The sequence below is a fragment of the Micromonospora humida genome, assembly GCF_016901255.1.
Taxonomy (GTDB): domain Bacteria; phylum Actinomycetota; class Actinomycetes; order Mycobacteriales; family Micromonosporaceae; genus Micromonospora; species Micromonospora wenchangensis.
In genome coordinates, this window is sequence record NZ_JAFEUC010000003.1 from 263860 (window position 1) to 290627 (window position 26768).

Genomic DNA, 26768 nt, shown 5'->3' on the forward strand with positions numbered 1-26768 from the left:
ACCAGTGGTTGGTTGGTCGGTGGTGGTGCCCGGTCAGTGACCGGCGAACACGTCCACGGCGGCCGTGGTGGCCGCCTCCGCACCCGCGACGACGACCTCGTCGCCGGCGAGCAGGACGTAGTCGTCGCCGGGGGTCGGTACGACCCGGCCGGCGCGGACCACCGCCAGCAGCGACAGCGGCAGGCCGGACAACGCGGTGTCCCGCCAACGCTTTCCGTCGCCGTCGCCGCCCACGGCGACGGGTATTCGCACGACGGTGACGCCGGGGAGCTGGCGTTCCAGCTCGGCGAGGTGGTCGACGGTGACCGCCTGGTTGAGCACCCCGGCGACGGCCTGCGCCTCGGACTGGTCGAGCACCAGCGTGCCGACCGCGGTGTCGGTGTCGTCGGGGTGGTAGATCACGATGTCGCGCCGCCCGCCGGGGTGGGAGATGACGCTGGCCCACTGGCCGTGCGCGGTGGCGAAGCGCTGGCAGAGTCCGACCCCGTGAATGACCGTACGTTCGAACCGCACACCGACCTCCTTCGCCCAACATCGAAGGGGCGTCCGGCCGGTAACGGCCGCGCGCCCCTTCATCCCTATCATGATCAGGGCGCGATCGCCCACCCCCGCCGTCCCATCATTCGGGAAACCTGGACGTCGTAGGCGGTGTCGACGGACCCTCGACGCCGCCCGGGGCGACGGTCACGGGTCCGTCGAGCCGGCACCGACCCGGTCAGCGGCCGACGGGCCGGGCGACACGTCGGCGGCGGATGCCGACCCCCTTCGTCAACGGGCGTCGGTGCGTTCGGCCGACCGGTGCCGGCCCGACGGGTCGTCCCGGTCGATGCGCAGCTCCCGTTCCAGCTCGGCGATCACCGCCCGCAGGTCGTCCAGGCGCTGGGTCAGGGCGATCCGGTCCACCTCGTCGGGCACCCCGTCGCCGTCGGCGTCGTAGCCGGGCGCCAGCCGCTCGGTCATCTCCAACCGGCGGGCCTCCTCCATCGAGTTCACGATGACCGCGATCAGGATGTTCAGCAACAGGTTGACCGTGATGAGCACGTAGCTGACGTAGTAGACGAGGGTCCACGGGGACAGCGCCATCCCCTGCTCCACCAGATCCGGCAGGGTCTCCAGGGACAGCAGCACGAACAGGGTCAGCAGTGACCGGCCGATGTCGCCGTACTGCTCCGGGTAGGCCCGGCCGAAGATCAGCCAGCCGGCCATGCCGTAGACGTAGAGGGTCACCATGGCCAGCGCGAGGAACCCGCCGACACCGGGCAGGCTGCGCCACAGCGCGGCCACGATGGTGCGCAGACCGGGCGAGAAACGCACCAGGCGCAGCACCCGGGCCACCCGGACGACCCGCAGCAGCGCCGAGTCGCCGTGCAGCCCGGGCAGGAAGATCGCCGCGATCACCACCAGGTCGAACACGTTCCAGCCGTGCCGCAGGAAGTCCTGCGGCCGACGCCCGTACGCCAGCACCCGGACGGCGATCTCGGCGACGAAGGCCGCCCGGAAGCTCAACTCCAGCCAGCGCAACGCCGGTCGGGCCGCACCGAGATCCGGGTAGGTCTCCACCCCGAGGACCGCCGCGTTGGCCATGATGAGCACCACGATCGCCGCCTCGAAGGGGCGCGACCGGGCGATCCGGGCGCACCACTGGGCGAGGCCGACGGGGCGGACGGGCCCCGGATCGGCGGCACGCCGACGGGTGGGAACAGGCACGGACGACACCGGTCACCCGGTCCCGGGGCGGTACGGGAACGCGGCGGCCATCCCGACACCCTACCGGCCACCCGGGACGATCACCGTCGGTAATGGACCGGGCACCCGACCACCGGCGATCACAGGTTCTCGTCCCGAGATTGAACGACCAGCGCCCCGGCTTCGTACCACCCGGTGAAGGGAGCTGCTCATGAAGCGCACGACCCCGTTGCTCACCCTGCTGACCGGGACGGGCATGGCCGCCGTCCTGTTCGCGATGAGCGCCCAGGCGGCACCGCGTACGGTCGATACCGGTGCGGCCGCGCCCGCGACGAGCCCGCCCGGCGCCGCCGTGGTGTCGCCCGCCGCCCCCGCGGCCGAACCGGACGCCGACCCGGCGGCCGAGCCGGAGGCCACCCCGGCGGCACCGGCGCCGGGCCAGCCCGGCGCGGCGGAGACCACGCCACCGACCACGGCGCCACCGGCGAAGCAGGCCGACTCCAACTGGACCGGGCGGCTCGACGGCGGCGCCACCATCGCGATCACCGTCACCGACGGCAAGGCGGTGGCGTACGTCTGCGACGGCAAAAAGCTGGAGGTGTGGCTCAACGGCACCGCCGCCGACGGCCGGATGAAGCTGACGGGCAAGAAGGGCGAGGTGCTCACCGGGTCGTTCGGCGACGGGGTCGCCTCCGGCGAGATGGTGGTGGGTCAGCGCCGGTGGAAGTTCACCGCCAAGCAGACCGGCAAGCCCGACCCGGTGCTCTACCGGGCCACCGCGCAGCAGCGCCGCGCCGGCGTCGACGGCGGCTGGATCATGCTGCCCGACGGCAGCCAGATCGGGGTGGTCACCCGAGACGGCGCGCCGGTGCCGGCCCCGCCGCTGGACCCCGCGTTCGGCACCACCATCCTCGACGGCCGGACCGTCACCGCGTCGCCGGTCGTGGCCGACCCGGGGTCCGGTGCGTGATGACGACGGCACGCCGCAGGTTCGAGACCGACGTGGGACGCGACTTCGACGAGGGGCCGTCCGTCCGGGTCCTGTCCGACCCCCCGCCAGCCCTGACGCCGTCCGACCCGGTCGCCGCGCCGTCCACCGGCTCCGGCGCCCCGCCCGCCTCGGTGCTCGTGCCGCTGCTGGTCGGGGCGGCGGTCGCGGTGGCCCTCGGGGCGTACGGCCGGATGCACCAGCCCACCGGGATCGCGGTCAACGTGGCCGGCTTCTCCAGCCCCCAGGCGGTCAAGGTCTGGCTGGGCACCGGGGCGGCCTTCTTCGCCGTGGTGCAGCTGCTCAGCGCGTTGGCGATGTGGGGCCGGCTCGGTGGCTTCTCGCCCTCCTGGGCGGGTGGGCTGCACCGGTGGAGCGGCCGGGTGGCGTTCCTGCTGACCGTCCCGGTGGCGGTGCACTGCCTCTACGCGCTGGGTTTCGCCGACTACGACCTGCGGACCCTGCTGCACTCGCTGCTCGGCTGCCTCTTCTTCGGGGTGTTCACCATGAAGATGCTGGCGCTGCCCAAGCGGGGGCTGGCCGGGTGGGTGCTGCCGGTCGTCGGTGGGCTGGTCTTCACCGTCCTGATGGGGATCTGGGTGACCTCGTCGCTGTGGTACTTCACCACCTTCGGGGTGGGGACGTGACGGGCTCGTGACACGGGAGAGGAACGACGGGCAGATGTGCGACGAGCGTGGGACCGGTTGTGCGTCCCGACGGGCGGTGCTGGCCGGTGCCGGTGGGGTGGGCGTGACCGCCCTGCTCACCGGCTGCCAGACGTACGGCGAGCCGACCACGCCGGCCGCGGCGCCGCAGACCGGCGGGTCGGCCGCCGCGCCGGCCGGCGCCTCACCGGGCGGCAGCGGCGCACCGGCCGGGCCGTCCGCCGGGGCGAGCGGCTCCCCCGCCGGGGGCGGCGAACAGCCGCCCGCCCCGGCGGCGCTGGCCGCGGTGGCGGACATCCCGGTCGGCGGCGGCAAGATCTTCAAGGCCGAGGGGGTGGTGGTGACCCAGCCGGCGGCCGGCACCATCAAGGCGTTCTCGGCGACCTGCACCCACCAGGGCTGCACGGTCACCTCGGTCAAGGACGGCACCATCGTCTGCGGCTGCCACAACAGCGTCTTCGGCATCGCCGACGGCGCGGTGCGCAGCGGCCCGGCCGGTAGCCCGCTGCCGCCCCGGGCGGTGACCGTCGACGGCGACGACATCCGGCTGGCCTAGGGTCGGCACACCTAGATCGCCGCGTCCAGCCACGCCATCCGCCGGTCCAGCCAGTCCCGCAGGTAGTCGAGCTGCCCCTGCCACGTGTCGGCGGTCGGGGTGACGATGGGTCCGATCTTCTCGGTGGTCAGGTTCGGCCACCGCTGGAAGTTGCGGTCGGCGGCGTTGGCCAGCGGCGCGGTGAGAGCGGTGAGGCGCGCGTCGAGCCCAGCGGCCGACAGCGGACCCCGCCGGAGCTCGGCCCAGCGGGTCCGGACCAGCGCCATGAACCCGGGGTCGGTGACCAACCTGTTGATCCAGTTGTTGGGCTTCGGCCACCGGGGCTGCTCGTACTGCCAGCCGGTGGTCTCCAGGTTGGCCCCGCCGCCGACGCCGTAGGTGAGGTCGAGGTCCCACAGCGGCCCGGCGGTGAGCCTGCCGCCCCGGTCCTTGTAGAAGTACGAGCTGCGGGCGTAGGCGTCGAAGTTGCGGGTCAGTTCGTTGAGGATGAACGAGTCGACGAACGATCCGACGTCGATCCAGGCGGGATAGCCGGTCACCGGATCGGCGAAGCCGGGGGACTGCATCAGGTCGTTGAACTGTTGGAGGTGCCCGGTGAGCCAGGCCTGCTGTTCCGGTTGCAGTGGCGAGGGGTCGACCACCTCCAGGTAGTGCCAGCAGGTCGCGGGCCGGCCCTGGCAGTCCAGGGTGGGCTCCTCGGCCGTCAGCCACTCGAACTTGAGGATGTACCCACCGGTGATGGCCGGCAGGGTGACGTCGTCGGGGTCGAGATCCTTGAGGTCGAGCCGGTTCTTCGCGTTCTTGATGGTCTCGACGATCAGGTAGACGCCCTGGTAGTCCTCGGCGCTCACCGGCCGGTCCGCCACGTTGTGGTAGAACTCCACGAAGGCGTACCGGGGTGCCTGGAATCCGATCTCGCGGGCCAGGTCGAAGGTAAACGCCTCCCGGATCAACGCCTTGTCGGTGTAGGGCCCGCGCAGCACCCAGTCGGACTCGGCCGGCATCCCGAGGACCGGAAGGTCGACGTCGTCGTCCTCGTTGTCCCGGAACTCGACCCGGTAGGGCGCCTTGTCGAACAGGGAACTCGACGTGCCGCGCAGGTGGTAACCGATCCGGGTGGCGAGGGTGGGCGGGTTCGCGAGCGACGCGTGTCCCCCGGTCGGCGCGAAGAGCAGCGCGGCGGCGTCGACGAACTCCCGGCCCGGCGCACCCTGGCCGTACCCGTCGATCAGCAGGATCGGCAGGTCGAGGCTGACGTCCACGGCCCGCTCGACGTAGAGGGCGGTGCCGGGGTCACCGGTAGCCACCCCGTCGACGAACGCCTGGGCCCGTAGCTGGGTGGTGTCGACGAGGGTCACCGGGGTGCCGTCGTAGCGTGGGGAGTCCGCGCGGGGCAGCGCCCCGTCCGTCGTGTAGCGGATCTCGGCGTCGGTCACCGTCGTCCGCAACGAGACCGTGAGATCGTCGCGGAAGGTGCCGCTGGGCACGGAGAAGACGATGTCGCCGGTCAGTTCGTCCGCCGGGTCCGCCGCCGGGGCGACGGTGGCCGCCACGCCGGCCGGCCGGTCCGGGGCCGGCGACGGAGCGCCGACCGCCCCGAGCGAGATCGCGGTCACGACGCCCAGGACCCGGGCCGGCAGATTCCGCACAGTCACTCCCCTGCGTCACGGGCGGCTGGAGCACCCTCCAATCCATCTACGCACGCCAATGTTACAGAAATGTCACCTTGGGTGACCGGTCCGGCACTTTCAGACGGCGAGCGCCTGGCGGACCGACCGTTCGGCGTCCCGCCCGCCGTCGCCGGTGGCGGTGACCCGACCGGACTCCAGCACGTAGTGCCGGGTCGCCACCCGCAGTGCGAAGCCGAGGTGCTGCTCCACCAGCAGTACCCGGATGCCGGCCCCGGTGGCCAGCTCGACGATCCGGTCCTGGATCTCGGCGACCACCGACGGCTGGATGCCCTCGGTGGGTTCGTCGAGCAGCAGCAGCCGGGGCCGGGTGACCAGCGCGCGGGCGATGGCCAACTGCTGCCGCTGGCCGCCGGAGAGCAGCCCGGCCCGCCGCCGCAGCAGGGGACGCAGTGCCGGGAACAGGTCCAGCGCCTCGGCGGTGGCGGCGGCCCCGTCGCGCCGGCCGTCGGCCACCAGCCGCAGGTTCTCCGCCGCCGTCAGGTGCGGGAAGCACTGCTGGCCCTGCGGGACGTACGCCAGGCCCCGGGCGACCCGCTGGTGCGGGGCGAGCCGGGTGACGTCCTCCCCGTCGAGGGTGACCGTGCCGGCGCGGGGGCGCAGCAGACCGACGGCGACCCGCAGCAGGGTGCTCTTGCCCGCGCCGTTGTGGCCGAGCACGGCGGCCACCCCGTCGGCGGGGACGGCCACGTCCACCCCGTGCAGCACCTCGCTGCGGCCGTAGCCGGCGTGTACGCCACGCAGTTCCAACATCACGCCTCCGGTGCGGTGTCGACGCCGAGGTAGACCTCCTGCACCCGGGGGTCCGCCTGGACCTGGGCGACGGTGCCCTCGCTGAGCACCTTCCCGGCGTGCAGCACGGTCACGCTGCGGGCGAAGCGCCGCAGGAAGTCCATGTCGTGTTCGATGACCACCACGGTGCGGTCCCGGCTGACCGTCTCCAGCAGGGCGCCGGTGGCGTCACGTTCCTCGTGACTCATCCCGGCGACCGGCTCGTCGAGCAGCAGCAGCCGGGCGTCGGAGACCAACAGCATGCCGATCTCCAACCACTGCTTCTGCCCGTGCGCCAACGCGCCGGCCGGCTGGTCACCCCGGTCGGCCAGCCCGATCGTCTCCAGCGCGGCGGCCACCTCGTCGGGGATCCGGTTGCGTCGTCGGGCCAGCGTCCACCAGCTCCGGGTGGCTCCGGCGGCGATGTCGAGGTTCTGCACCACGGTCAGTTCCTCGAATACGGACGCGGTCTGGAAGGTGCGGCCGATGCCGAGCCGGGCGATGCGGTGCACGTCGCGGCCGAGCAGTTCCCGGTCACCGAAGCGGACCGAGCCGGTGGCCCGGACCAGCCCGGTCACGGCGTCGACCACTGTGGTCTTGCCGGCCCCGTTGGGGCCGATCAGGAACCGGATGTCGCCTGGCGGCACGTCGAGGTCGACCCCGTCGACGGCGGTGAAACCGTCGAAGGTGACCCGCAGGTCGCGTACGCACAGGCCGTCGAGTTGCGGGCCGGTCATGCCGCCGACACCTCCGTCCGGTTCTCGGCCCGGTCCACCGGCCGGGTCCGCCGCCACCACCGCGCGCCCGCCGGGTCCGACCGGCGCTGCCGGGCCAGCACCCACAGCGACGCCAGGCCGCCCGGCAGGAACGCCACCACCAGCACGAACAGCAGGCCCTGCAGGTACGTCCAGGTGCCCGGGAAGCGTTCCGACAGGGCCGTCCGCGCCCAGGCCACCGCCACCGCGCCGAGCACCGGACCGAGCAGGGTGGCCCGACCGCCGACCGCGACACCGATGACAAACTCGATGGACGGGACGATCCCGATCAACGCCGGTGAGATGATCCCCACCGCCGGGACGAAGAGCGCCCCGGCCAGCCCGGCCATGCCGGCGGCCACGACATAGCCGACGAGCTTGACACCGGCCGGGTCGTAGCCGAGGAAACGGACCCGTTCCTCACCGTCGCGGACGGCCACCAGCAACTCGCCGTAGCGGCTGCGGATGAGCTGGCGGGCCAGGGCCAGCAGCGCCAGCAGGCTGGCGGCGATGATGAAGTAGACCATCCGCTGGTTGACCGGGTCGTCCAGGTCGTACCCGAAGAAGCCCTGGATGTCGGTGAGGCCGTTGGTGCCGCCGGTGGTGCCCTGCTGGCCGACCAGCAGGATCACCATCGCGGCGGCGAGGGCCTGGCTGAGGATGGCGAAGTAGGCGCCGCGGACCCGGCGGCGGAACACCAGCGAGCCGAGGCCGAACGCGACGGCCATCGGCAGCAGCACGGTGGCCGGCAGCGCGATCCACGGGCTGGCGAACGGCCGCCACCACAGCGGCAGCTCGTCGAGCTGGCCGTAGAGCTGCATGAAGTCGGGCAACTCGCCGGGGCCGGCGTCGGCGAGCTTGAGGTGCATGGCCATCGCGTAGCCGCCGAGGCCGAAGAACACCCCCTGGCCGAGGGTGAGCATGCCGCCCCGGCCCCAGGCGATGCCGATGCCGACCGCGACCATCGCCACGCACAGGTACTTGGCCAGCAGCGACAGCCGGAAGTCCGACAGGGTCAGCGGGGCGACGGCGAACAGCAGCGCCGCCCCGAGGGCGAACCCGGCGGCGGTGCGGGCCGGGCCGTCGAACCGGCGGCCCCGCCGGCCGCCCGTAGGGGTGCCGGCCGCGCTGGCGGGATCGGTGCCGACCAGCGGCGCGGCGGTCATGCGAGGCTCCTGGTACGCAGGGTGAACAGCCCCTGGGGCCGCCACTGGAGGAACGCCACGATCGCCACGAAGACGATCACCTTGGCGACGCTGAGCGTGGTGAGGTACTCGCCGGTGGCCTGGAGCACGCCCAGCGCGAAGGCGACGATCACGCTGCCCTTGAGCTGGCCGATGCCACCGACCACGACGACCAGGAAGGCGTCGATGATGAGGTTGGTGCCCATCGTCGGGCCGATCGGCCCGAGCAGGGTCAACGCGACCCCGGCGACGCCGGCCAGCCCGGAGCCGATGAAGAAGGTGGTCCGGTCGACCCGGGCGGTGGGGATGCCGGAGACGGCGGCGAGGTCGCGGTTCTGCACCACCGCGCGGATGCGCCGCCCGAGCGGGGTGAGCCGCAGCGCCAGGGTCAGCGCCAGCACGGCGGCCAGCGCGAGCGCCAGGATGAACAGCCGGTTGTTGGCGACGGTCAGCCCGCCGGGCAGGGAGATGTTACCGGTCAGCAGCGCCGGAGCCCGGGTCTGCACGTTGGGGCTGCCGAAGACGTCCCGGGCCAGTTGCTGCAGCATCAGCGAGACGCCCCAGGTGACCAGCAGGGTGTCCAGCGGGCGGGCGTAGAGGCGGCGGATCAGCAGCACCTCCAGCAGCACGCCCATGGTGCCGGCCACCGCGAAGGCGACCGGCAGCGCCACCAGCAGCGACCAGCCGGCGGCGGTCACGGTCTGCTGCAGGACGTAGGTGGTGTAGGCGCCGGCCATGATGAACTCGCCGTGCGCCATGTTGATCACGTTCATCTGGCCGAAGGTCAGCGCCAGGCCGAGGGCGATGAGCAGCAGCACCGCGCCGATGCTGACGCCGGTGAAGAGCTGACCGAAGAGGACTGTCACGTTCGCGCTCCGAAGGGGTGGGTCGGCCCGGGCGGGGGTGCCTCCCGCCCGGGCCGGGATCGGTCAGCTCAGGCCGCTCGCCCAGGGGTAGCTCTTCAGGTACGGGTCCGGCGTGATCGGCTTGCCGGAGTTCCACACCTCGGTGATCAGCCCGTCGGCGCCGACCTTGCCGATCCGGGCGGTCTTGGCGATGTGCTGGGTGGGGCCGTCCACGGTGACCAGGCCCTCCGGGGCGTCGTAGGTGATCCCGCCGGAGGCGGCCCGGACCTTCTCCACCTCGAAGGTGCCGGCCTTGTCGACCATCGCCTTCCACAGGTACACCGCGACGTAGGCGGCCTCCATCGGGTCGCTGGTCGGCTTGTCCGCGCCGTACTTGGCCTTGTAGGCGGCGACGAACTTCTGGTTGGCCGCGCCGGGGGTGGTCTGGTAGTAGTTCCAGGCGGTCAACTGGTCCTTGAGGTACTGGGTGCCGATCCCCTTGACCTCCTCCTCGGCGATCGACACCGACACCACGGGCATGCTCGTGGCGGTCAGGCCGGCGGAGGTGTACTCCTTGAAGAACGCCACGTTGCTGTCGCCGTTGAGGGTGTTGAACACGGCGTCGGCCTTCGACGAGCGGACCTTGTTGACGATGGTGCCGAACTCGGTGGAGCCGAGCGGGGCGTAGTCCTCACCGAGCACGGTCATCCCGTTCGCCGCCGCGTACGCCTTGATGATCTTGTTGGCGGTACGCGGGAACACGTAGTCGCTGCCGACCAGGTAGACCGACTTCTTGCCCTGCGCCTTGAGGTAGTCCAGGCCGGGCACGATCTGCTGGTTGGTGGTCGCCCCGGTGTAGAAGATGTACGGCGACTGCTCCAGCCCCTCGTACTGCACGGGGTAGAACAGCAGCGCCTTGTTCTTCTCGAAGACCGGCTTGACCGCCTTACGGCTGGCCGAGGTCCAGCAGCCGAAGACGGCGGCGACCCGGTCCTGGGAGATCAGCTTCTCGGCCTTCTCGGCGAAGGTGGGCCAGTCGGAGGCGCCGTCCTCACCGACCGGGACGATCTTCTTGCCCAGCACGCCACCGGCGGCGTTGATCTCCTCCACGGCGAGCATGATGGAGTCCCGTACGGTGACCTCGCTGATGGCCATGGTGCCGGAGAGCGAATTGAGCAGGCCGACCTTGACGGTGTCGCCGGACACGTCGGCGCTGACCCCGGCGGTCGACTTCTCGTCGGAGGTCTTGCTGCCACAACCGGCGAGCGCGGCGGCGGCAATCAGGGTCAAGGCGCCCGCCAGGATGCGGCGGCCCCGGAACTGTGACATTCATTCTCCCTGCGGAGCGATGTTCGCCGGATAATTTTCCGTGCCGGCCCGCACTGGCCGACAGGTATTGCTGTCAATGATTGGTAGGCGGTGCGGTCGTGGCGCAGGTCGGCGGGCTCGTCGAGCGACGGGTGGGGCGTCGCGGCGGCGGTCCGCAGTGGACTTTCGGGCAGCAAAAGCTTCTGCCCACTTGATTGCCGCCACGTTTCCCGGCCCTTAATTGACTGTTTCCCGGACCGATCTCAACACACACAAAAAAGGCCACCGCCACAATGGACGATGACCGCTCACGAGAATGCGCGACGCCTATCCGACACAGGATGGACCACCACCACCGAACCCGCCCGACAATAGACAGGAATGGCGATTACTTCACGCAGGAAGCATCCTAGAACCCCCACCCACCCCCCTGTCAACACCCCACCCCCGCCGCCCTCACCCCTCCCGCCCCTCCCTCCCGGCCCGCCCTCCCGGCCCGCGTGATCAAGAGGTTTGCGTCAGCCGTGGAGCTGGAGCTGACGCAAACCTCTTGATCACCGGGGACAACCGGGGGCCGGCGGCCCGGCGGCCCGGCGGCCCGGCGGAAGGGTGGGAGAGTGAGCGGGGTCAGAGTTCGGCGAGGACGGTGAAGTCGAGGCCGTCGGCCTCGGCGAGGTAGATGCGTTGGCGGACGTGGCGGCGGCGCAGCTGCAACTCGCCCCGGGGGCCGTGGTAGGTGACCGCGTCCGCCGCCGCCCCGATGGCGCGGACGTCCAGCGTGCGGGCGCGGGCGATCAGGGCGGCGAGCAGCATCACGCCCTCGTAGCAGGACTCCCCCAGGCTACCTAGCGGCGGCGCGTCCACCCCGAACCGGCGGGCGAACGCGCCGTGGAAGTCCAGGTTCTCCCGGGTGACCAGGCCGGCGAAGAACCCGGCCGTACTGAACAGCCGGCGGGTGCCGCCGACGCCGCTGGCCAACAGCATGTTCTCGTCCATCAGGGTGCTCAACCGCAGGCACCGCTGGTCCAGCGCGGACCGGCCGAAGGCCCGGTTGAACCGGACGGCGTCGGCACCGACGAGCAACATCAGCACCGCGTCGGCCTCGGTCCGCTCGATCTCCCGCAACACCGGTCCGAAGTCCTCGGTGCCCAGCGGCAGGAACGCCCGCCCGCACACCCGCGCCCCGTCGTCGCGGGCGTAGCGCTGGGCGGCCTGCGCGGTCCGGCGCGGCCAGACGTAGTCGTTGCCGACCAGGTACCAGCGGCGCACCCCCTGCTCCCGGGCCAGCAGCCGCATCGCCGGGCGGAGCTGCGCGTCCGGCGTCTCGCTGGTCAGGAACACCCCCTCGGTACGCTCCCCACCCTCGTACAGGGCGGTGTAGACGTACGGCACCCGGTGCGCGATCCGGGGCGCCACCGCCTGCCGGACCGACGAGATGTGCCAGCCGGTGACCCCCTGCACCGCGCCGGTCGACACCAGCGCCTCCACCTCGGCGGCGACCTGCGCCGGTGGCGCACCGCCGTCGACCGGCACCAGCCGCAGCTCCCGGCCCAGCACCCCGCCGGCCCGGTTGACCTCCTCCACCGCCAACTGGGCGCACAGCTCACAGGTGGGGCCGAACATGCCAGCCGGGCCACGCATCGGAAAGACCAGCGCGACACTGACCACCGACCGGTCGACGGTCAACCAGGGGGCCGCCCCGGCCGTGCCGCCCGAGCGGGGGGACGGCTCCGGCACGCCGTGGGGGCCGGGCACCGGCACGGACATGCTGACATGATTGCCGGCAACCCTGGCGGGCCACCAGACCCGACCGAAAACCGGGACGCTTCGGTAACATGGCAACCCACCGAACGGGGAGAGACATGGCCGACGATCCCACGACGCCCGTCGACCTGATGCGCGCGCTCACCCGCGCCGAACGGCTGCTCGCCCGCCGGGTCGGCGCGGTGCTCACCACCGAGGGGCTCACCGTCGAGGCGTGGCGGGTGCTCTGCCGCCTCGCCGACGGGCAGGGCCACCCGATGAGCGAGGTCTCCACCGAGGAGTCGTTGCCGCCGGGCACCCTGACGAAGCTCGTCGACCAGCTCGTCGACCAGAATCTGGTGCACCGCCGGATCGACCCGTTCGACAGGCGACGCATCCGGGCCTACCTGACCCCCCGGGGCCGCCGCGAACAGGAACGCATCGATGCCCTCGTCCGGGCCGAGCTCGCCGGGGTCCTCGACGACGCGACGCTGACCGGGCAGCTCGTCGACCTGGTCGCCCGGCTCGACCCGCGCCGGCAGCCGGTCCGGGCCGGTTGACCCCGGCCCGGCCCACCGGGGATCCCGCCCGACGCCTGGCCGGCGGCGGTCCGGCACGGGTGCAGACACGACAGGTCGCCGACCGCCCGCCGGCGGCGGCAACGCCGGCAGGAAGCCTCCGCGGTCGACACCACCGCACCCCGCACCGCCCGGGCTGAGGGCGGACCGGGGCAGGGTCCGCCCAGCCGGTGGCCGGTGCGGGGTTGTGGGGGCCGCTAGGCGACCGGCACCGCGTCGGCCCCGGTGCGGGTCGCGGGTCGGTGGAGACCCCCGGCTGCGCCCCCGGGCGGGGTGTTCGCGTCGGCCGGGGCGGTGAGCAGGGTACGCAGGGTGTGCGCGTCGACGGCGATGGCGGTGAGCAGCGCCGCCGGGCCGCCCGCCAGCGGCAGCCAGGCGGCGGACGCCCCGGGGCCGGCGGGGAGCAGCCGGCCCCGGGGCTGACCGCCGCCGGCGTCCACGGTGGCCGGTCCCGACGCGGCGGCGGGACCGACCACCAGCAGCGACCCGGTCGCCGTCGCCCCGCCCAGCACGGCCGGCCCGGCCCAGCCGGGTGCGGCCGGGCCGACCGCCAGGGACTGGCGCAGCAGCGGCCGCCCGGCGTGGTCGACCGAGGTGGCCACCACGACATCGCCGGCGGGTTCGCCGTACCGGCCGCAGACGAGTTCCTCGCGCCAGAGCAACCGGGCCCCCTCGGCGAGGGTCACCCGGGACCCGGCGACGTGGTCGCAGCCGGCCGCCGCGACCAACTGCTCCGGAAGCCAGTGCAGGGTGCCGCCGTCGTGCACCACCGCGTCGACCCGCATCCGGGAGACCGCGCCGGGCCGGCCGGGCAGGGCGACCGAGGCGGCGACGGTACGCACCCGCACCGCCGCCCCCGGCCCCACCTCGACGCTCAACCGCAGGTCGTCACCGGCCAGCGGACCGGCCGCGCCGCCGACGACGTACACCGTGGGGACGCCCTGTTCGGCGGCGGCCTGGCGCAGCAGCAGCGGTGACTCGCCCCGCAGCTCGCGCAGCACGGTGCGGCCGTGACGGTCAGCGACCGCCACCACCCGGGCGACCGCGCGCATCAGGCGACGGCCAGCCGGCCACGGTGGTGGGCCAGCTCGTGGCGCACCCAGTCGGCCACCCCGGTGGCCAGCGGATCACCCACGATGGACAGGAACACCGTCGGCAGGTCCCCCCGCCGGGCGCGGGCGTCGCGGTCCATCACCGACAGGTCGGCCCGCACCAGCGGGGCAAGGTCGGTCTTGTTGATGACCAGCAGGTCGGCGGCGGTCACCCCGGGCCCACCCTTGCGGGGCACCTTGTCGCCACCGGCGACGTCGACCACGAAGATCTGCCTGTCGACCAGCCCCCGGCTGAAGGTGGCGGTGAGGTTGTCCCCGCCGCTCTCCACCAGCACCAGGTCCAGCGGCCCGACCCCGTCGACCAGCTCGTCGATGGCGTCGAGGTTCGCGCCGATGTCGTCGCGGATCGCGGTGTGCGGGCAGCAGCCGGTCTCCACCGCCCTGATCCGGGCCGGGTCGAGCACCCCGGCCCGACGCAGGAAGTCGGCGTCCTCGGTGGTGTAGATGTCGTTGGTCACCACGCCCAGGCGCAGCTCGTCGGCGAAGGCCCGGCACAGCGCCGCGACCAGCGCGGTCTTGCCCGACCCGACCGGCCCGCCGATGCCGACCCGCAGCGGGCGGGCGGTGGGCGGCAGCGGGGTGTGCGGGTCGACCCCCGGCTCGGGGTGGGTGTGCGGCACGGTCTCGTCGTGCGGGATCGACGCGTGCGGGGTCGGCGATACGGTTTCAGGACGCAAAGAGACGCACCTCCCAGGTGGTGTGGACTTCGGCGTGGATGTCGGTGAGCGGGGCGGCCGGGGCCGGCAGCCACTCGGGCGGGTCGTCGGCGGTGGCGACCGCGCGGGCCGCCGTGGCGTCACAGTCGACGGCCAGCGCCGCCAGCACCGCGTGCACCCGGTACGGGTCGAGGCCGAGCAGCCGGACCGCGGCGCTGGCCGGGCCGGTCACCGACCCGTACGCGGCGACGGTCGCGACCGCCACCGGGTCGAGGCCGGCGGCGGCGGCGACCAGGCCGAGCACCAGCGGCTGGTGCGGCCCGGACGGGCCGGTGGGCATGTCGTCGAACCCGCCGCCGGGCCAGATCTCCCGGCCGGCCCGCAGCAGCGCCCGACCCTGCCGGCGGGAGACGGCCCGCAGCGCCGGGGCGGCGGTGCGGGCGTCCAGTTCGGCGTCCAGCCGGGCCAGCGTCGCCCGCCGGTCGGCGGTGCCGGCGGCCCGGTGGGCCGCCACCGCGAAGGCGGCGGCGACCAGCCCACCGGTGGCCAACCGGCCGCGCAGGAACCCGGCCAGCGTGGCCGGATCGGTGACCAGCCCGGCCGCCACCGCCGCCTCCAACCCGGCGGAGTGGGCGTGCGCCCCGGCGGGGAACCTGCCGTCGGCCAGCAGCAGCACCATGCTCGACGGGGTCATCAGAACAGGTGGTACCGCTGGGCCATGGGCAGCTCGACCACCGGTTCCGGGTCGACCACCACCCCGTCGATGCGGACGGTGAAGGTGTCCGGGTCGACCTCGATGCGCGGCAGCGCGCCGTTGCACGGCAGGTCGGCCTTGCCCCGCGAGCGCACGTCGGCCACCGGGACCAGCGGGCGGCGCACGTCCAGCCGCAGGCCCGCCTCCAGCGCGGCCGGCGCGACGAACGCCACGCTGGTCGCGGCCGGCACCACGCCGTACGCGCCGAACATCGGCCTCGGCAGCATCGGCTGCGGGGTGGGGATGGAGGCGTTCGCGTCGCCCATCTGCGCGTACGCGATCATCCCGCCCTTGATCACCAGGTGGGGCCGGACGCCGAAGAACGCCGGGTCCCAGAGCACCAGGTCGGCGAGCTTGCCCGGTTCCACCGAGCCGATCTCCCGTTCCAGCCCGTTGGCCATCGCCGCGCAGATGGTGTATTTCGCCACGTAGCGGCGGGCCCTGTGGTTGTCGGCCGGGCCGTCGCCGGGCAGCGCGCCCACCCGGCGCTTCATCACGTGCGCGCTCTGCCAGGTCCGGGTGATCACCTCGCCGACCCGGCCCATCGCCTGCGAGTCGGAACCGATGATGGAGATCGCCCCGAGGTCGTGCAGCAGGTCCTCGGCGGCCATCGTGGACGGCCGGATCCGGCTCTCGGCGAACGCCAGGTCCTCCGGCACCGACGGGTTCAGGTGGTGGCAGACCATCAGCATGTCGAGGTGCTCGGCGAGGGTGTTGCGGGTGTACGGCCGGGTCGGGTTCGTCGACGACGGCAGCACGTTCGGTTCCCCGGCCACCGTGATGATGTCCGGCGCGTGCCCGCCCCCGGCCCCCTCGGTGTGGTACGAGTGGATCGCCCGCCCGGCGATGGCGCGCAGCGTGTCGGCCACGAACCCGGCCTCGTTGAGGGTGTCGGTGTGGATGGACACCTGCACCCCGGACGCGTCGGCGACCCGCAGGCAGGCGTCGATCGCCGCCGGGGTGGTCCCCCAGTCCTCGTGCAGCTTGAAGCCACCCGCCCCGGCCCGCAACTGCTCCCACAGCGCCTCCGTGGAGACCGTGTTGCCCTTGCCCAGCAGCAGCACGTTCACCGGGAAGGCGTCCAGCGCCTCGTGCATCCGGGCCAGGTGCCAGGCGTTCGGGGTGACCGTGGTGGCCCGGGTGCCCTCCGCCGGGCCGGTGCCCCCGCCGACGAGGGTGGTGATGCCCGAGGTGAGCGCCTCGGTGACGATCTGCGGGCAGATGAAGTGCACGTGGGTGTCCACCGCCCCGGCGGTGAGGATGCGACCGTTGCCGGCGATCACCTCGGTGGACGGGCCGATCACCAGGTCCGGGTGGACGCCGGGCATGGTGTCCGGGTTGCCGGCCCGGCCCAGCGCCACGATCCGGCCGTCGCGCAGCCCGACGTCGGCCTTGGCCACCCCCCAGTGGTCCAGCACCACCGCGCCGGTGATCACCGTGTCCAGCGCGCCCTCGGCCCGGGTGGCCCGGGACTGGCCCATCGACTCGCGGATCACCTTGCCGCCGCCGAACACCGCCTCGTCCCCGCCGACGCAGTGGTCGACCTCCACCTCGATCAGCAGGTCGGTGTCGGCCAGCCTGATCCGGTCACCGGTGGTCGGGCCGTACAGGTCGGCGTAGCGTCGCCGGTCCACGGTGCTCATCGGCCCGCCTCCGCGTCGCGCGGTCGGGACCCGTCGGCATCCGGGCCCGGGTCGAGGGGGCCGGCGACCTCGCCGCGCAGCCCCGGCACCACCCGGGCCCCGCCCAGCGGCACCAGGTCCACGGTGCGGCTCACGCCCGGCTCGAACCGCACCGACGTCCCCGCCGGCACCGCGAGCCGCTGGCCGTACGCGGCGGCGCGGTCGAAGCGCAGCCCCGGGTTGGTCTCGGCGAAGTGGTAGTGCGAGCCGACCTGGATCGGCCGGTCGGCGGTGTTGACCACCAGCAGGGTGGTCACCGGACGCCCCACGTTGATCTCGACCGGCCCGTCGCCGGGCAGGATCTCGCCCGGGATCACGGGATCGGGTGGTGCACCGTCACCAACTTGGTGCCGTCCGGGAACGTCGCCTCCACCTGCACCTCCCCCAGCATCTCCGGAATGCCGTCGAGCACGTCGTCGCGGCTGAGCACGGTCCGGCCGGCGGCCATCAGGTCGGTGACGGTCCGGCCGTCCCGGGCGCCCTCCAGCAGGAAGGCGGTGATCAGGGCGACGGCTTCGGGATAGTTGAGGCGCAGTCCGCGCTCGCGCCGGCGGCGGGCGACGTCCGCGGCGACGTGGACGAGCAGGCGGTCCTGCTCGTGGGGCGTGAGGAACACGGGATCTCCCGGGCGGCTCGGCGTGTTTCCCACCGTAACGGCCGGAACCGGGCCAAGGGCGCGGAACGGGCACGGGGCAGGAAGGACACACGGGACCGCCGTCGGGCCACCGGCAGGGTGCTCCGGGGCCCCACCGGCCCCGGCCCGCCACGGGGCCGCTCGGCGGTGGTGGTTGGGAAGGACCGCACCGCCAACCGCTGGACCGACCGTAGAGGATCACCCCGGGCCGTGGCAACGCCCCGGCGGGACGTCAGGCGAACAGCAGCAGCGGGTCGGTGTCGCCGCGCACCCCGACGAAACAGGCGGCGGACGTCCGGCAGCCCCGGCGCACCTCCCGCACCCCGTGCATCCGGCCCGCCTCGAACATCACCAGGTCACCCTGGCCGGGCAGCACCGTGTCGTGCGGCGGCCCGACCAGTTCCGGTTCGAGGCCGTAGTCGAGCGGGTCGGCCTTGAGCGCCACGAACTCGTCCTCGCCGAGGCGTCCCCAGAAGTCGATCTCGCCGCCGTCGCCGGGAGCCGGCACCTCCAGGTAGATGTTGACCCCGAGCCGTCGCCGCAGCCGGTAGGTGTCCAGCAGCGGGATCTGCCGGCGGTCGATGTGCGGGCGGCCCCGGCCGCCGGGGGTCATCCGGCGCAGCACCCCGGGGAGCATCATCCGCCCCTCGTGCCGGCCGACCGTCGCCCCGTACGGCCACATCTCGTCGAGGTCCAACCGGATCAGGTCGGTGGGCGACTGCCGATTGGCGAACACCTCGTGCCGGATCAGCCGGGTGGTGGCCGGCGCGTCGTCGAGGTACCGACGGACCACCTCACCGCCGTTGGCGACCTGCCCCATCGAGGTGCCGACGCTGGTGAACTCCGTGGTGAGGGAGAAGTTCGCCGCCGCGACGACGGCCACCACCCGGGGCAGGACGGCCTCGCACTCGGCCGGCGGAAAGTACTCCCGGTGCCAGATGAGGTCGATCTCCCCGGTGGCGAGGTCCCGCAGCGACCCGGGGGTCAGCCGGTCGCTGCGGCGCAGGTGTTGGCTCACGTCACTCCCTCGTCGGGCGGCTGCGGCACGGGCCGCGCTCAGCCGCCCTGTAGCTGTCGCAGGTCGGCCTCCGCCCGTACCGTGTCGGGGTGGTCGTCGCCGAGGATGCGCCGCCGGTCGGTGACCACCTTGGCGAGGACCTTCTCGGCCTCCACCCGGTCGCCGGTGGCGACCAGCGCCTCGGCCAGGGTGTGCCGGGCGGCGATCATGCCGAGGTGCTGGTCCTCCCGCCGGGCGGTGTCGGTGGCGAGGATCGCCCGCAGGTCGGCCAGGGCCTCGGCGGCCCGCCCCTCGTGCAGCAGGCACAGGGCCAGGGTGTGCCGGACGGTCAGCGTCTCCAGGTGGTCGGGGGCCCAGTGCCGCAGCCGGATCTCCAGGATCTCGGTCAGCTCGGCACGGGCGTCGGCGTACCGGCCCTGGGCGGCCACCGCGCGGGCCAGGCTGTGCCGGGCGGTCATGGTGTCCCGGTCCTCCGGGCCGCGGACCCGGAACTCCGCCCGGACGATGTCCCGCAGTTCCTGCTCGGCATCGGCCCACCGACCCTGCTCGAGAATGGTCCGGGCCAGCTTGTGCCGGCTGGCCAGGGTGTTGCGGTGCTCCCGGCCGAGCAGCGCCTCCCGGGCCGGGATGATCTCCCGCAGCTCGGCTTCGGCCCAGTCCAGCTGCCCCTGTTCCAACGCCGCCCGGGACCGCTCGTGGCGCAGGCTGAGCACCGCCCGCTCCCGGGGGTCGAGGCCGATCCGACGGCAGGCGGCCAGGCAGCGGTCGAGCAGGATCTCGGCCTGGCCGGGCAGGCTGACGGCCAGCAGGAAACGGGCGATCAACCGGGCCAGGTCCAGTGCGGTGGTGAGCAGTTCCGGCTCGGTACGGGGCAGCTCCCCCGCGTCGAAGAAGGCCAACACCGCCCCGGTCGTCGGCGGGGCCAGCACGTGCCAGCTGGCCCACTTGTCGGGCTCGTCCGGGTCGAACTCCTCCTCCCGGGGCCGGTCGGGGTCCCGCAGCCGCAGCACGTCGAGCAGGGTGAGCACCAGCTCGTGGTAGGCGGGCCGGTCGGCGATCACGTCGGGGTGGTCGTGCACCAGCTCGCGTACCAGCGGGTGCAGGGTCACCACGTGCGCGACCGGCGACTGCGCGGGCAGCGACTCGATCACGCCGAGGTCGACCAGGGCGAAGTCGGCGAGCGACCGGAGCACCTCACGCAGCCGGTCCTCGCCGATCTCACCGACGAGCCGGGACGCCGACAACCGGGCCGGGTCGAGCAGGATCTGGTACGGGATCGGCGCGTCCCCCAGCGAGGCCAGCAGCCGCAGCATCGGGCGGGCCTGGGCCAGCCCCCGCCCGGCGAGCAGGTCCAGCGACATCTCCCAGGACTGCACGACCGGTCGTACCGCCCGGTCGAACGCCTGCGACACGGTACGGGTCGTGCCGGCGCCGGAGCGGCGGTCCAGGGCCTCCCGGTAGCCGTCGTAGGTGCGGATGGACACCCCGGGGCCGCCGACCGGGATGCGGTTGGCCTCGGCGAGGTAGGTGCCCGCCCCGCGCAGGGCCAACGGATGCCCCTTGAGCCGGGTGGCCAGGCTGGTTGCCTGGGCGAGGTTGCCGGGCGCGTCACCGGCGAGGTCGATCAGGACCTGGGCCGCGTCCGGTGGGGAGAGTTCCCGCACCGGGTGCATGGTGGACCAGTCGCCCCAGGTCTCCTGGCGACCGTCGCGGGTGGTGACCAGGACCAGCCCGTTGCGGGTACGCGGCTGGCGGAACCACCCGGTGCCCTCGGCGACCCGGCCGTCGAGCGGGGCCAGCAGGGACGGCTCGTCGGCGTTGTCGAAGATCAGCAGCCACGGCCGGTCCGACTCGTTGAGCAGCGTCCACACCAGCTCCACCGGGCTGCGGGTCTTGCCCGCCCAGGCCAGGTCGAGCTGGCTCTCCGGGGCCTGGAGCTGGCCGGCGATCTCGCGCATGCCGGCACTGACCCGGGCCGAGTCCTTCGCCGAGATCCACCAGACCAGCCGACCGCGTGCCTCCAGCCGGCGGGCCACCTCCAGCGCGGTGGCACTCTTGCCGCAGCCGCCCAGCCCCCAGAGGATCTGGGCGGCCTCCTCGGCCGGGCGGAGCGTGCCGGCCGGCGGCTCGGCGGCCCGCAGGATCGTCTCGACCAGTTCGTCGCGACCGCGCAGCGGCAGCCGACCGGGGCGGGGCGGGGTGATGGAGAAACCGGCGTCCTGCGCCGCGCCGGTCATCGTCGACCGGTGCCGGGGCCGGGGGCCGGGGTGCGGCCGGACCGGCGCGTGGACGGGACACCCGGCGCCGCGTGAGGCCGGAAACGGGTCGGGGACGGGAAGGACCGCCACGTTGCGGGCCGAGCCGCTCGGCTCTGGTGAGCGGGACCGGGGGAACTCATCTGACCTCCCGGAGGGGCGGGACGACAGGGGCCACGTCCACGGGTCGGGTGCGGCCCGTGATGGTGATCCTTCCCCCAACCCTACCCGTCCGCAGCGCCGGTATCACTGCGCGTCGACCACCCGGACCGAACGTGCGGGTCTTGTGGACGGGACGGCGGGACCGGCCGACCGGGCAGGGGAGGCCGACGGCGCAACCCCGCCGGCCGCACCGGGTGCTGGCGGGCCGACGGTACCGTGCCGGCTATGTCGACTGTGGAGCTGCTGGCCTGGCTGCCCGTGCACGGGCACATCGACTGGGGATCGGTGCCGGACTGGTTCGGCGGCCTCGGCACGGTGGGCACCCTGCTCTTCGGCGTGCTCAGCCTGCGCCGGGAGATCCGGGCCCGCCGGCGTGAGGACCGCGCCGCCCGCGCCCGGCAGGCCCGGCTGGTGTCGACCTCGACCCGGATCGAGGGCGGTGGGGTGCTGCGGGTACGGGTCACCAACGACAGCGACGGACCGGTCTTCGACCTGACCGCCACCCCCCGGGTCCGGGCCGGGGGCGACGACGGGGACGTCGTCGTCGGGGTCACGGCGGTGACCGGACCGGTGGACCGGCTCAACGGTCACCGCGACAGCGAACTGTTCGTCACCGTCGACCGCGCGGTCGACCTGACCGGTTTCGCGTCGGCCACCGTGGAGCTGTGCTTCACCGACCAGCAGGGCAACCGGTGGCGACGTCGGGGCGCGACGGAACCGGAGCTGGACCTGGGTGTCGAACCGTCGGGCCGCCGGCTGCGGCTGCCGTGGCGGCGGGGCTGACCGGCGGTCCGCCGACCCACGGGCCAGTACGCCTCAGGTGGCCGGGGTGACCGCCGCCAACCACTGCTGGGCCAGCACGGCGTGACCGGACGGGGTCAGGTGCACCCCGTCGTCGGTCCACACCCGGTCGTCGACGTCGGCGGTGTCGAACCGTGCCTGCACCGCGACCAGCGTCGCGTCGAACTCGACGGCCAGCTTGCGCACCGCGTCGAGCTTCGGGGCCAGGTCCTCGTGCCAGCGTTGCTGGTCGTCGTCGACCGGGAGCAGGAACGGTTCCATCAGCACCAGCCGGACGTCGGGCAGCGTGTCGCGGGTGACGCCCAGCACGTGCCGGTAGTCGGCGGTGAACTCCTCGACGGTGGTGGCCTCGCCGCTGCTGTACCGCCGCCAGGTGTCGTTGATGCCGATCAGCACCGACACCACCTGCGGGGACAGCGCCAGGCAGTCGTCCGACCAGCGGGCCCGCAGGTCGCGTACCCGGTCGCCGCCGACGCCCCGGTTGCGGAAGGTCGCCCGGTGATCCGGGTGCCGCGCGGTGAACCAGGCGGCGGCCATCATCGCCCAGCCCACCCCGAGGTCGGCGGGGTCGGTCCGGTCCCGTCCGGCGTCGGTGATGCTGTCGCCGATGAACAGCACCCGACCGTCGCGCGGTATCTCCACCGTCATCCGTCCGCTCCCCTGTCGTCGTCGGACGCCCATCATCCCCGCTGTCCGACCGGGACACCAGCGGGGAAGTCGACGCGGCGGTGGTGTCCATCGCCGGTCCCGGCCGGCCGACCGGTACAGTGGTGCTCCGCATCCGACGCCCCACCGGGTGTCGTGCGTGAGCGTCAAGCAGCGGCGCGGTCCCCGGCCCGTCCGGCGGCTGCACCTGCGGCCTACCGGCATGGACCGATCATCACGCGCCGCCGGCTCCGGCCGGTGGTTTCGCGCCGGTTCGCAAGGACGTCAGACGCCATGCCGCAGTCACCGCTCGACCTCACCGAGGCCGTCCTCCGGTTGGGGTCCATCCGCCACGACGAGATGGGCCTCGATGCCGTCCTGTCCCGGATCACCGAGGTGGCCCTGGAGAGCATCCCGGACGCCGCCGAGGTGACGGTGACCCTGGTGCACGGCACCGAGGCGACCACCGCCGCCCACACCGGCGAGCTCGCGCTCCAGCTCGACAGGTGGCAGTTCGAACAGGGCCGTGGCCCGAGCCTGGACGCGGCCACCACCGGCACGGTGCTGATCGTGGCGGACATGACCGAGGAGCGGCGCTGGCCGGAGTGGGCGGCCCGGGCGCACGCCGTGGGGGTGTGCTCGTCGATGTCGCTGGGCCTGCCGATCCAGGAGGCGGTGGTGGGCGCCCTGAACCTCTACGCCACCCGGGTCGGCGCGTTCGGCCCGCTGGTCGCGCCGGCCCGGACGTTCGCCGACCACGCCGCGGTGGCACTGGCCAACGCCCACCTCTACGACAGCACCGCGACCCTGGCCGGGCAGATGCAGGAGGCGATGCGCAACCGGGCGGTGATCGAGCAGGCCAAGGGCATCATCATGGGGCAACGCCGATGCACCGCCGACGAGGCGTTCGCGATGCTGGCCCGGGTGTCGCAGAATTCCAACCGCAAGCTGCGGGACGTGGCGGAGGCGCTGGTGCGGCAGGTCAGCCGGTCGGTGCCCGGTCAGCCCACCGCCGCCGACCGCTGAGGCACGGGGGTTCAGCGGCTGCCGGCGGTGGCCCGGCCGACGAGGGCTGCGGCGACGTCGCGCAGCTTGCGGTGGGAGTCCTGGGAGAGCTTGGCGAGGATGCCGAAGGCCTCGTCGGCGGTGCATCGGCGTTGCCCCATGATGATGCCCTTGGCCTGCTCGATCACCGCCCGGCTCTCCATCGCCGAGCGCATCTGTTCGGCCAGGGTCGCGGTGCTGGCGTAGAGGTGGGCGTTGGCCAGTGCCACCGCCGCGTACGCGGCGAACGTCCGGGCCAGTTCCACCGTCTCGGCGTCGAACGTGTGCGGCCGGGCGCCGTAGAGGTTGAGGGCGCCCACCACCGCCTCCTGGATCGGCAGGCCGATCGCGACCACGCTGCCGATGCCGACGTCGGCGGCCCGCGTCGCCCAGCCCGGCCAGCGTTCCTCGGTGCCGGTGTCGGACACGACGAGGGTGTCGCCGGTGACGGAGGCGTCCAGGCACGGGCCGTGGCCCTGCCGGTACTGCCACTCGTCGAGCCGCAGCGCGGCGTCGCCGGTGACGGCGACGCTCTGCGGGCTGCCACCGCGCAGCAGGGTCACCGACACCTCGGACACGCCACGCAGGCTGCGGCAGGCCAGGTCGGCGATCATCCCCAACACCTCGTCCACACCCACCTCGTCGAGGCGGATCCGGCCGAGTCGGGTCAGGGCGTCGTGCGGGGAGAGCGGGGGCGCTGCCATCACACGGCTCCTTTCCGGCGGGCGTCCCCCGGGCTGCCCGTGGTGGGGGGCGCGTCGGCCCCCGGCCCGACGGTAGGCCCGACGCACCGGGGTGCGCGACAATCCGCACCATACCCGCACCCGGGGCCGGCCGCCCCCGCACGCGCTGCCGGCGGGTGGCCACAGTGGCCGGTCAGGCCAGGTAGGCGGGCGGCACCGCGTCGGTGAGCCACACGCCGTTGGCGCTGCGGTAGAAGGTGTGCCCGTCGCGGGCCATGGCCGCCGCGTCGACGGTCAGCACCACCACCGCGCCACCCCGGCGGGCCCCGACCCGCCGGGCCGTCGGCACGTCCGGCGACAGGTGTACGTGGTGCCGTCCGCCCCGGTTCAGCCCGGTGGCGCGGATCGAGTCGAGGGCCGCGGCCCCGGTGCCGTGGTAGAGCCGGGCGGGTGGTGGTTGCGCGGTCAACCCCAGGTCGACCGGGTAGGAGTGGCCCTGGCTGGCCCGGATGCGTTCCACCCCGTCGGCGTCCCGGGTCACCGCGAACCGTTGCTTGTCGTTGCCGGCGACCACGGCGTCGAGGGTGGACCGGTCGATGCGCAGGGCGGCCAGCAGGTCGGTGACGGCCACCCACCCGCCCGGGTCGGGGGCGAGGCCGAACCGGGCGGGTCGGTGGCGCAGGGCCAGCGCGATCCGTTTGCTGGTCCGCACCAGCGTGTGATGCTCCATGTGGAGCATTGTCGGGCCGGTGGCGGGCCCGCTCCACCGGTTATCCGGTGCCGCGCCCGCCCCTGCGGTCGGCTCAGCCGGCGGCGCGCAGGGCCTCGGCGAGGGTGGTGGGCCGGCGGCCGAGCAGCTTCTCCAGGTCCGCCACGGGCACGTACAGCGCGCCGTGGGCGAGGCCCCGGTCGGCGTCGGCCAGGGTGGCCGCGTACGGCTCGGGCAGCCCGGCGGAGACGAGCAGCTCGGTGTACGCCGGCACCGGCAGGTCGGTGTAGCGGACGTCGCGTCCACTCTGGCGGGACACCTCGGCGGCCAGTTCGGTCATGGTGAACGCCTCGCCGCCCAGTTCGTAGACCCGACCGGTGTGCCCCTGCGTGGTGAGCACCTCGGCGGCGGCCTCGGCGTAGTCGGCCCGGGTGGCGGCGCTGACCCGGCCGTCGCCGGCCGACCCGGCGACCCCGTGGGCCAGGTAGTTGGCCAGTTGACCTGTGTAGTTCTCCAGGTACCAGCTGTTGCGCAGCAGCACGTACGGCAGGCCCGAGGCGCGCAGTTCCTCCTCGGTGGCCCGGTGTTCGGCGGCCAGCAGCAGGTCGGAGGTGTCGGCGTGGGCGATGCTGGTGTAGACGACCAGGCCGACGCCCGCCTGACGGGCGGCCTCGATCACGTTGTGGTGCTGCGGCACCCGCTGCCCGGCCTCGCTGCCGGAGACGAACATCAGCTTCTCGGCGTCGGCGAAGGCGGCGCGCAGTGAGTCGGGGTCGGTGTAGTCGGCCGTCCGCACCACGACGCCCCGCTCGGCGAGGTCGGCGAGCCGGTCCACGGAGCGGCCGAGGGCCACGATCTGCCCGGCGGGTACGCCCCGGCGCAGCAGGGATTCGACGATGAGGCGGCCCAGGTGGCCGGTGGCCCCGGTGACGACGACGGACATGGCGCTCTCCTTCGGGTGGCGTGCTCTTGTCGTACTGGCCAACACGCAGGTGGGAGCCGATACTTCCCGGCAGAGAGTAGGCACCTTGAAGTTTGTGACGCACTGATAGAGAGTAGAGTGATGCGACCCGACCCGTTCCAACGCGACTGCGGCAGCCGGCAGGTCATCGACCGGATCGGTGACCGGTGGAGCGTGCTGGTCGTGCTCACCCTCGCCGACGGCGAACGCCGCTACGGCGAACTGGCCGAGCACATCGACGGGATCAGCCAGAAGATGCTCACCCAGACCCTGCGCGGGCTGGAACGCGACGGTCTGGTCACCCGCACCGTGCACGCCAGCGTCCCGCCCCGGGTCGACTACGCCCTCACCGACCTCGGCCGCAGCCTGCTCGACCTGGTCTCCGGCCTGGAAGCCTGGGCCACCACCCACCTCGCCGACGTGCAGGCGGCCCGGGTCCGCTACGACGCCGAGGTCCTGCGCCGCCCGACCACCGCGCGAGCCGGCCGCCGGTAAGGGGCGGACGTGAGGGCCGTCATAACGGGTGGACGACCGGCCGGTCGCTGCTGCTAGATTTCGGGCAGGTCATGAGCGCCAGCGTCAAGCCCCGGCTCGCTGGCCGGCAACCCTCCGCCACGGTGGGGTGCTCCGGGTGAGGACCAGGCACCGGTGAACGACCCGGTGCAAGCGTGGCCTGGTCACCCCAGGTCGACACCGATCAGGGAGAACCCGTGTCGCACCAACCACCCGCCCCACCCGGCGACGGCGTCACCGCCGTGACCCGGCCCGGCGTCCGGTCCGTCGGCGTCCGGCTGGTCAGGCGGCGACACGTCGACCTCATGCGGGTGCACAGCGACTCCTGTCGCCGCCGCTAGTCGAACCCCTCTTCCCGCGACACCTCAGCGG

29 protein-coding genes and 1 riboswitch are annotated in these 26768 nt (G+C 73.5%); of the genes, 7 read left to right on the forward strand and 22 right to left on the reverse strand.

Annotated features, from left to right (window positions below):
* Positions 1-33: 33 nt before the first annotated feature.
* Together JQX11_RS08100 and JQX11_RS08105 are read right to left on the reverse strand one after the other, a co-directional pair.
* On the reverse strand, positions 34-513 hold the full coding sequence (locus tag JQX11_RS08100) for a cation:proton antiporter regulatory subunit (RefSeq protein ID WP_204924360.1): 480 nt from the start codon (positions 511-513) through the stop codon (positions 34-36).
* Positions 514-768: 255 nt separating this feature from the next.
* Complete coding sequence (locus tag JQX11_RS08105) at positions 769-1707, reverse strand: ion transporter (RefSeq protein ID WP_307826111.1); 939 nt, start codon at positions 1705-1707, stop codon at positions 769-771.
* Positions 1708-1897: 190 nt separating this feature from the next.
* Between JQX11_RS08105 and JQX11_RS08110 the strand changes: the two genes are divergently transcribed.
* The 3 genes from JQX11_RS08110 to JQX11_RS08120 are packed head-to-tail and all read left to right on the forward strand — an operon-like array spanning position 1898 to position 3895.
* Positions 1898-2656 carry a hypothetical protein gene (locus JQX11_RS08110; RefSeq protein ID WP_204924362.1) on the forward strand — a complete coding sequence of 253 codons (759 nt, stop codon included), beginning with the start codon at positions 1898-1900 and terminating at the stop codon, positions 2654-2656.
* Positions 2656-3321 carry a DUF6529 family protein gene (locus tag JQX11_RS08115; RefSeq protein WP_307826112.1) on the forward strand — a complete coding sequence of 222 codons (666 nt, stop codon included), beginning with the start codon at positions 2656-2658 and terminating at the stop codon, positions 3319-3321. The genes JQX11_RS08110 and JQX11_RS08115 overlap by 1 nt, the downstream gene beginning before the upstream one ends.
* 7 nt (positions 3322-3328) lie before the next feature.
* On the forward strand, positions 3329-3895 hold the full coding sequence (locus JQX11_RS08120; RefSeq protein ID WP_307826113.1) for a Rieske (2Fe-2S) protein: 567 nt from the start codon (positions 3329-3331) through the stop codon (positions 3893-3895).
* Positions 3896-3906: 11 nt separating this feature from the next.
* On the opposite strand, the gene JQX11_RS08125 is transcribed toward JQX11_RS08120, so the two are convergent.
* From JQX11_RS08125 to JQX11_RS08155, 7 genes are all read right to left on the reverse strand, one after another.
* Entirely contained in the window at positions 3907-5544 is a 1638-nt protein-coding gene (locus tag JQX11_RS08125; protein ID WP_307826114.1) for a CotH kinase family protein, read from the reverse strand.
* 99 nt (positions 5545-5643) lie between these two features.
* Complete coding sequence (gene urtE, locus JQX11_RS08130) at positions 5644-6336, reverse strand: urea ABC transporter ATP-binding subunit UrtE (RefSeq protein ID WP_204924364.1); 693 nt, start codon at positions 6334-6336, stop codon at positions 5644-5646.
* Positions 6336-7091: an urea ABC transporter ATP-binding protein UrtD gene (gene urtD / locus JQX11_RS08135; protein WP_204924365.1), complete on the reverse strand. Its 756-nt coding sequence runs from the start codon at positions 7089-7091 to the stop codon at positions 6336-6338. The genes urtE and urtD overlap by 1 nt, the downstream gene beginning before the upstream one ends.
* Positions 7088-8275 (reverse strand): urea ABC transporter permease subunit UrtC, encoded by a 1188-nt coding sequence (gene urtC / locus JQX11_RS08140; protein ID WP_204924366.1) that lies wholly within the window; start codon positions 8273-8275, stop codon positions 7088-7090. Before urtC ends, urtD begins: the two co-directional genes overlap by 4 nt.
* Positions 8272-9159, reverse strand: coding sequence for an urea ABC transporter permease subunit UrtB (gene urtB, locus JQX11_RS08145; RefSeq protein WP_204924367.1), 888 nt, complete (start codon positions 9157-9159; stop codon positions 8272-8274). The genes urtC and urtB overlap by 4 nt, the downstream gene beginning before the upstream one ends.
* 63 nt (positions 9160-9222) lie before the next feature.
* Positions 9223-10467: an urea ABC transporter substrate-binding protein gene (urtA, locus tag JQX11_RS08150; protein WP_204924368.1), complete on the reverse strand. Its 1245-nt coding sequence runs from the start codon at positions 10465-10467 to the stop codon at positions 9223-9225.
* 606 nt (positions 10468-11073) lie between these two features.
* On the reverse strand, positions 11074-12213 hold the full coding sequence (locus JQX11_RS08155) for a substrate-binding domain-containing protein (protein WP_204924369.1): 1140 nt from the start codon (positions 12211-12213) through the stop codon (positions 11074-11076).
* Positions 12214-12308: 95 nt separating this feature from the next.
* On the opposite strand from JQX11_RS08155, the gene JQX11_RS08160 reads away from it, so the two are divergent.
* On the forward strand, positions 12309-12749 hold the full coding sequence (locus tag JQX11_RS08160) for a MarR family winged helix-turn-helix transcriptional regulator (RefSeq protein ID WP_204924370.1): 441 nt from the start codon (positions 12309-12311) through the stop codon (positions 12747-12749).
* Between the two features lie 215 nt (positions 12750-12964).
* Here JQX11_RS08160 and JQX11_RS08165 read toward each other — a convergent pair whose 3' ends face one another.
* The 8 genes from JQX11_RS08165 to JQX11_RS08200 form a co-directional block, all read right to left on the reverse strand.
* Positions 12965-13819 carry an urease accessory protein UreD gene (locus JQX11_RS08165; protein ID WP_204924371.1) on the reverse strand — a complete coding sequence of 285 codons (855 nt, stop codon included), beginning with the start codon at positions 13817-13819 and terminating at the stop codon, positions 12965-12967.
* Complete coding sequence (ureG, locus tag JQX11_RS08170) at positions 13819-14556, reverse strand: urease accessory protein UreG (protein WP_204924372.1); 738 nt, start codon at positions 14554-14556, stop codon at positions 13819-13821. The genes JQX11_RS08165 and ureG overlap by 1 nt, the downstream gene beginning before the upstream one ends.
* On the reverse strand, positions 14546-15229 hold the full coding sequence (locus JQX11_RS08175; RefSeq protein WP_204924373.1) for an urease accessory protein UreF: 684 nt from the start codon (positions 15227-15229) through the stop codon (positions 14546-14548). The genes ureG and JQX11_RS08175 overlap by 11 nt, the downstream gene beginning before the upstream one ends.
* Positions 15229-16932, reverse strand: a complete 1704-nt coding sequence (locus JQX11_RS08180; RefSeq protein ID WP_204924374.1) for an urease subunit alpha — start codon at positions 16930-16932, stop codon at positions 15229-15231. Before JQX11_RS08180 ends, JQX11_RS08175 begins: the two co-directional genes overlap by 1 nt.
* Positions 16929-17288, reverse strand: a complete 360-nt coding sequence (locus JQX11_RS08185) for an urease subunit beta (protein ID WP_204924375.1) — start codon at positions 17286-17288, stop codon at positions 16929-16931. Before JQX11_RS08185 ends, JQX11_RS08180 begins: the two co-directional genes overlap by 4 nt.
* Positions 17285-17587 carry an urease subunit gamma gene (locus JQX11_RS08190; RefSeq protein ID WP_088646841.1) on the reverse strand — a complete coding sequence of 101 codons (303 nt, stop codon included), beginning with the start codon at positions 17585-17587 and terminating at the stop codon, positions 17285-17287. Before JQX11_RS08190 ends, JQX11_RS08185 begins: the two co-directional genes overlap by 4 nt.
* Positions 17588-17837: 250 nt before the next feature.
* Entirely contained in the window at positions 17838-18623 is a 786-nt protein-coding gene (locus tag JQX11_RS33330; protein WP_204924376.1) for a 2OG-Fe(II) oxygenase, read from the reverse strand.
* Between the two features lie 38 nt (positions 18624-18661).
* Positions 18662-20860, reverse strand: coding sequence for a tetratricopeptide repeat protein (locus JQX11_RS08200; RefSeq protein WP_204924377.1), 2199 nt, complete (start codon positions 20858-20860; stop codon positions 18662-18664).
* A 405-nt stretch (positions 20861-21265) separates the two neighbouring features.
* Between JQX11_RS08200 and JQX11_RS08205 the strand changes: the two genes are divergently transcribed.
* On the forward strand, positions 21266-21823 hold the full coding sequence (locus JQX11_RS08205; protein WP_204924378.1) for a hypothetical protein: 558 nt from the start codon (positions 21266-21268) through the stop codon (positions 21821-21823).
* 33 nt (positions 21824-21856) lie between these two features.
* Here JQX11_RS08205 and JQX11_RS08210 read toward each other — a convergent pair whose 3' ends face one another.
* Complete coding sequence (locus tag JQX11_RS08210) at positions 21857-22489, reverse strand: SGNH/GDSL hydrolase family protein (RefSeq protein ID WP_204924379.1); 633 nt, start codon at positions 22487-22489, stop codon at positions 21857-21859.
* A gap of 291 nt (positions 22490-22780) precedes the next feature.
* Here JQX11_RS08210 and JQX11_RS08215 point away from each other — a divergent pair, with 291 nt between their 5' ends.
* Complete coding sequence (locus tag JQX11_RS08215; RefSeq protein WP_204924380.1) at positions 22781-23512, forward strand: GAF and ANTAR domain-containing protein; 732 nt, start codon at positions 22781-22783, stop codon at positions 23510-23512.
* Positions 23513-23523: 11 nt separating this feature from the next.
* On the opposite strand, the gene JQX11_RS08220 is transcribed toward JQX11_RS08215, so the two are convergent.
* From JQX11_RS08220 to JQX11_RS08230, 3 genes are all read right to left on the reverse strand, one after another.
* Positions 23524-24234: a GAF and ANTAR domain-containing protein gene (locus JQX11_RS08220; RefSeq protein ID WP_204924381.1), complete on the reverse strand. Its 711-nt coding sequence runs from the start codon at positions 24232-24234 to the stop codon at positions 23524-23526.
* Between the two features lie 172 nt (positions 24235-24406).
* Complete coding sequence (locus tag JQX11_RS08225; RefSeq protein WP_204924382.1) at positions 24407-24943, reverse strand: RNA 2'-phosphotransferase; 537 nt, start codon at positions 24941-24943, stop codon at positions 24407-24409.
* Positions 24944-25016: 73 nt separating this feature from the next.
* Positions 25017-25865 (reverse strand): SDR family oxidoreductase, encoded by an 849-nt coding sequence (locus tag JQX11_RS08230; protein ID WP_204924383.1) that lies wholly within the window; start codon positions 25863-25865, stop codon positions 25017-25019.
* 120 nt (positions 25866-25985) lie between these two features.
* On the opposite strand from JQX11_RS08230, the gene JQX11_RS08235 reads away from it, so the two are divergent.
* Positions 25986-26378, forward strand: coding sequence for a winged helix-turn-helix transcriptional regulator (locus JQX11_RS08235; protein ID WP_204924384.1), 393 nt, complete (start codon positions 25986-25988; stop codon positions 26376-26378).
* 67 nt (positions 26379-26445) lie between these two features.
* A riboswitch (SAM riboswitch) is annotated at positions 26446-26558 on the forward strand.
* A gap of 2 nt (positions 26559-26560) precedes the next feature.
* Here JQX11_RS08235 and JQX11_RS08240 read toward each other — a convergent pair.
* Positions 26561-26713 carry a hypothetical protein gene (locus JQX11_RS08240; protein ID WP_204924385.1) on the reverse strand — a complete coding sequence of 51 codons (153 nt, stop codon included), beginning with the start codon at positions 26711-26713 and terminating at the stop codon, positions 26561-26563.
* Positions 26714-26768 lie beyond the last annotated feature (55 nt).

Bases quoted from the DNA above. Each gene is read 5' to 3' on its own strand.
- JQX11_RS08110 (WP_204924362.1), top strand. From the start codon at position 1,898: ATGAAGCGCACGACCCCGTTGCTCACCCTGCTGACCGGGACGGGCATG.
- JQX11_RS08115 (WP_307826112.1), top strand. From the start codon at position 2,656: ATGACGACGGCACGCCGCAGGTTCGAGACCGACGTGGGACGCGACTTC.
- urtE (WP_204924364.1), bottom strand. From the start codon at position 6,336: ATGTTGGAACTGCGTGGCGTACACGCCGGCTACGGCCGCAGCGAGGTG.
- urtD (WP_204924365.1), bottom strand. From the start codon at position 7,091: ATGACCGGCCCGCAACTCGACGGCCTGTGCGTACGCGACCTGCGGGTC.
- urtC (WP_204924366.1), bottom strand. From the start codon at position 8,275: ATGACCGCCGCGCCGCTGGTCGGCACCGATCCCGCCAGCGCGGCCGGC.
- urtA (WP_204924368.1), bottom strand. From the start codon at position 10,467: ATGTCACAGTTCCGGGGCCGCCGCATCCTGGCGGGCGCCTTGACCCTG.
- JQX11_RS08155 (WP_204924369.1), bottom strand. From the start codon at position 12,213: ATGTCCGTGCCGGTGCCCGGCCCCCACGGCGTGCCGGAGCCGTCCCCC.
- JQX11_RS08160 (WP_204924370.1), top strand. From the start codon at position 12,309: ATGGCCGACGATCCCACGACGCCCGTCGACCTGATGCGCGCGCTCACC.
- JQX11_RS08165 (WP_204924371.1), bottom strand. From the start codon at position 13,819: ATGCGCGCGGTCGCCCGGGTGGTGGCGGTCGCTGACCGTCACGGCCGC.
- JQX11_RS08175 (WP_204924373.1), bottom strand. From the start codon at position 15,229: ATGACCCCGTCGAGCATGGTGCTGCTGCTGGCCGACGGCAGGTTCCCC.
- JQX11_RS08180 (WP_204924374.1), bottom strand. From the start codon at position 16,932: ATGAGCACCGTGGACCGGCGACGCTACGCCGACCTGTACGGCCCGACC.
- JQX11_RS08200 (WP_204924377.1), bottom strand. From the start codon at position 20,860: ATGACCGGCGCGGCGCAGGACGCCGGTTTCTCCATCACCCCGCCCCGC.
- JQX11_RS08205 (WP_204924378.1), top strand. From the start codon at position 21,266: ATGTCGACTGTGGAGCTGCTGGCCTGGCTGCCCGTGCACGGGCACATC.
- JQX11_RS08210 (WP_204924379.1), bottom strand. From the start codon at position 22,489: ATGACGGTGGAGATACCGCGCGACGGTCGGGTGCTGTTCATCGGCGAC.
- JQX11_RS08215 (WP_204924380.1), top strand. From the start codon at position 22,781: ATGCCGCAGTCACCGCTCGACCTCACCGAGGCCGTCCTCCGGTTGGGG.
- JQX11_RS08220 (WP_204924381.1), bottom strand. From the start codon at position 24,234: ATGGCAGCGCCCCCGCTCTCCCCGCACGACGCCCTGACCCGACTCGGC.
- JQX11_RS08225 (WP_204924382.1), bottom strand. From the start codon at position 24,943: ATGGAGCATCACACGCTGGTGCGGACCAGCAAACGGATCGCGCTGGCC.
- JQX11_RS08230 (WP_204924383.1), bottom strand. From the start codon at position 25,865: ATGTCCGTCGTCGTCACCGGGGCCACCGGCCACCTGGGCCGCCTCATC.
- JQX11_RS08235 (WP_204924384.1), top strand. From the start codon at position 25,986: ATGCGACCCGACCCGTTCCAACGCGACTGCGGCAGCCGGCAGGTCATC.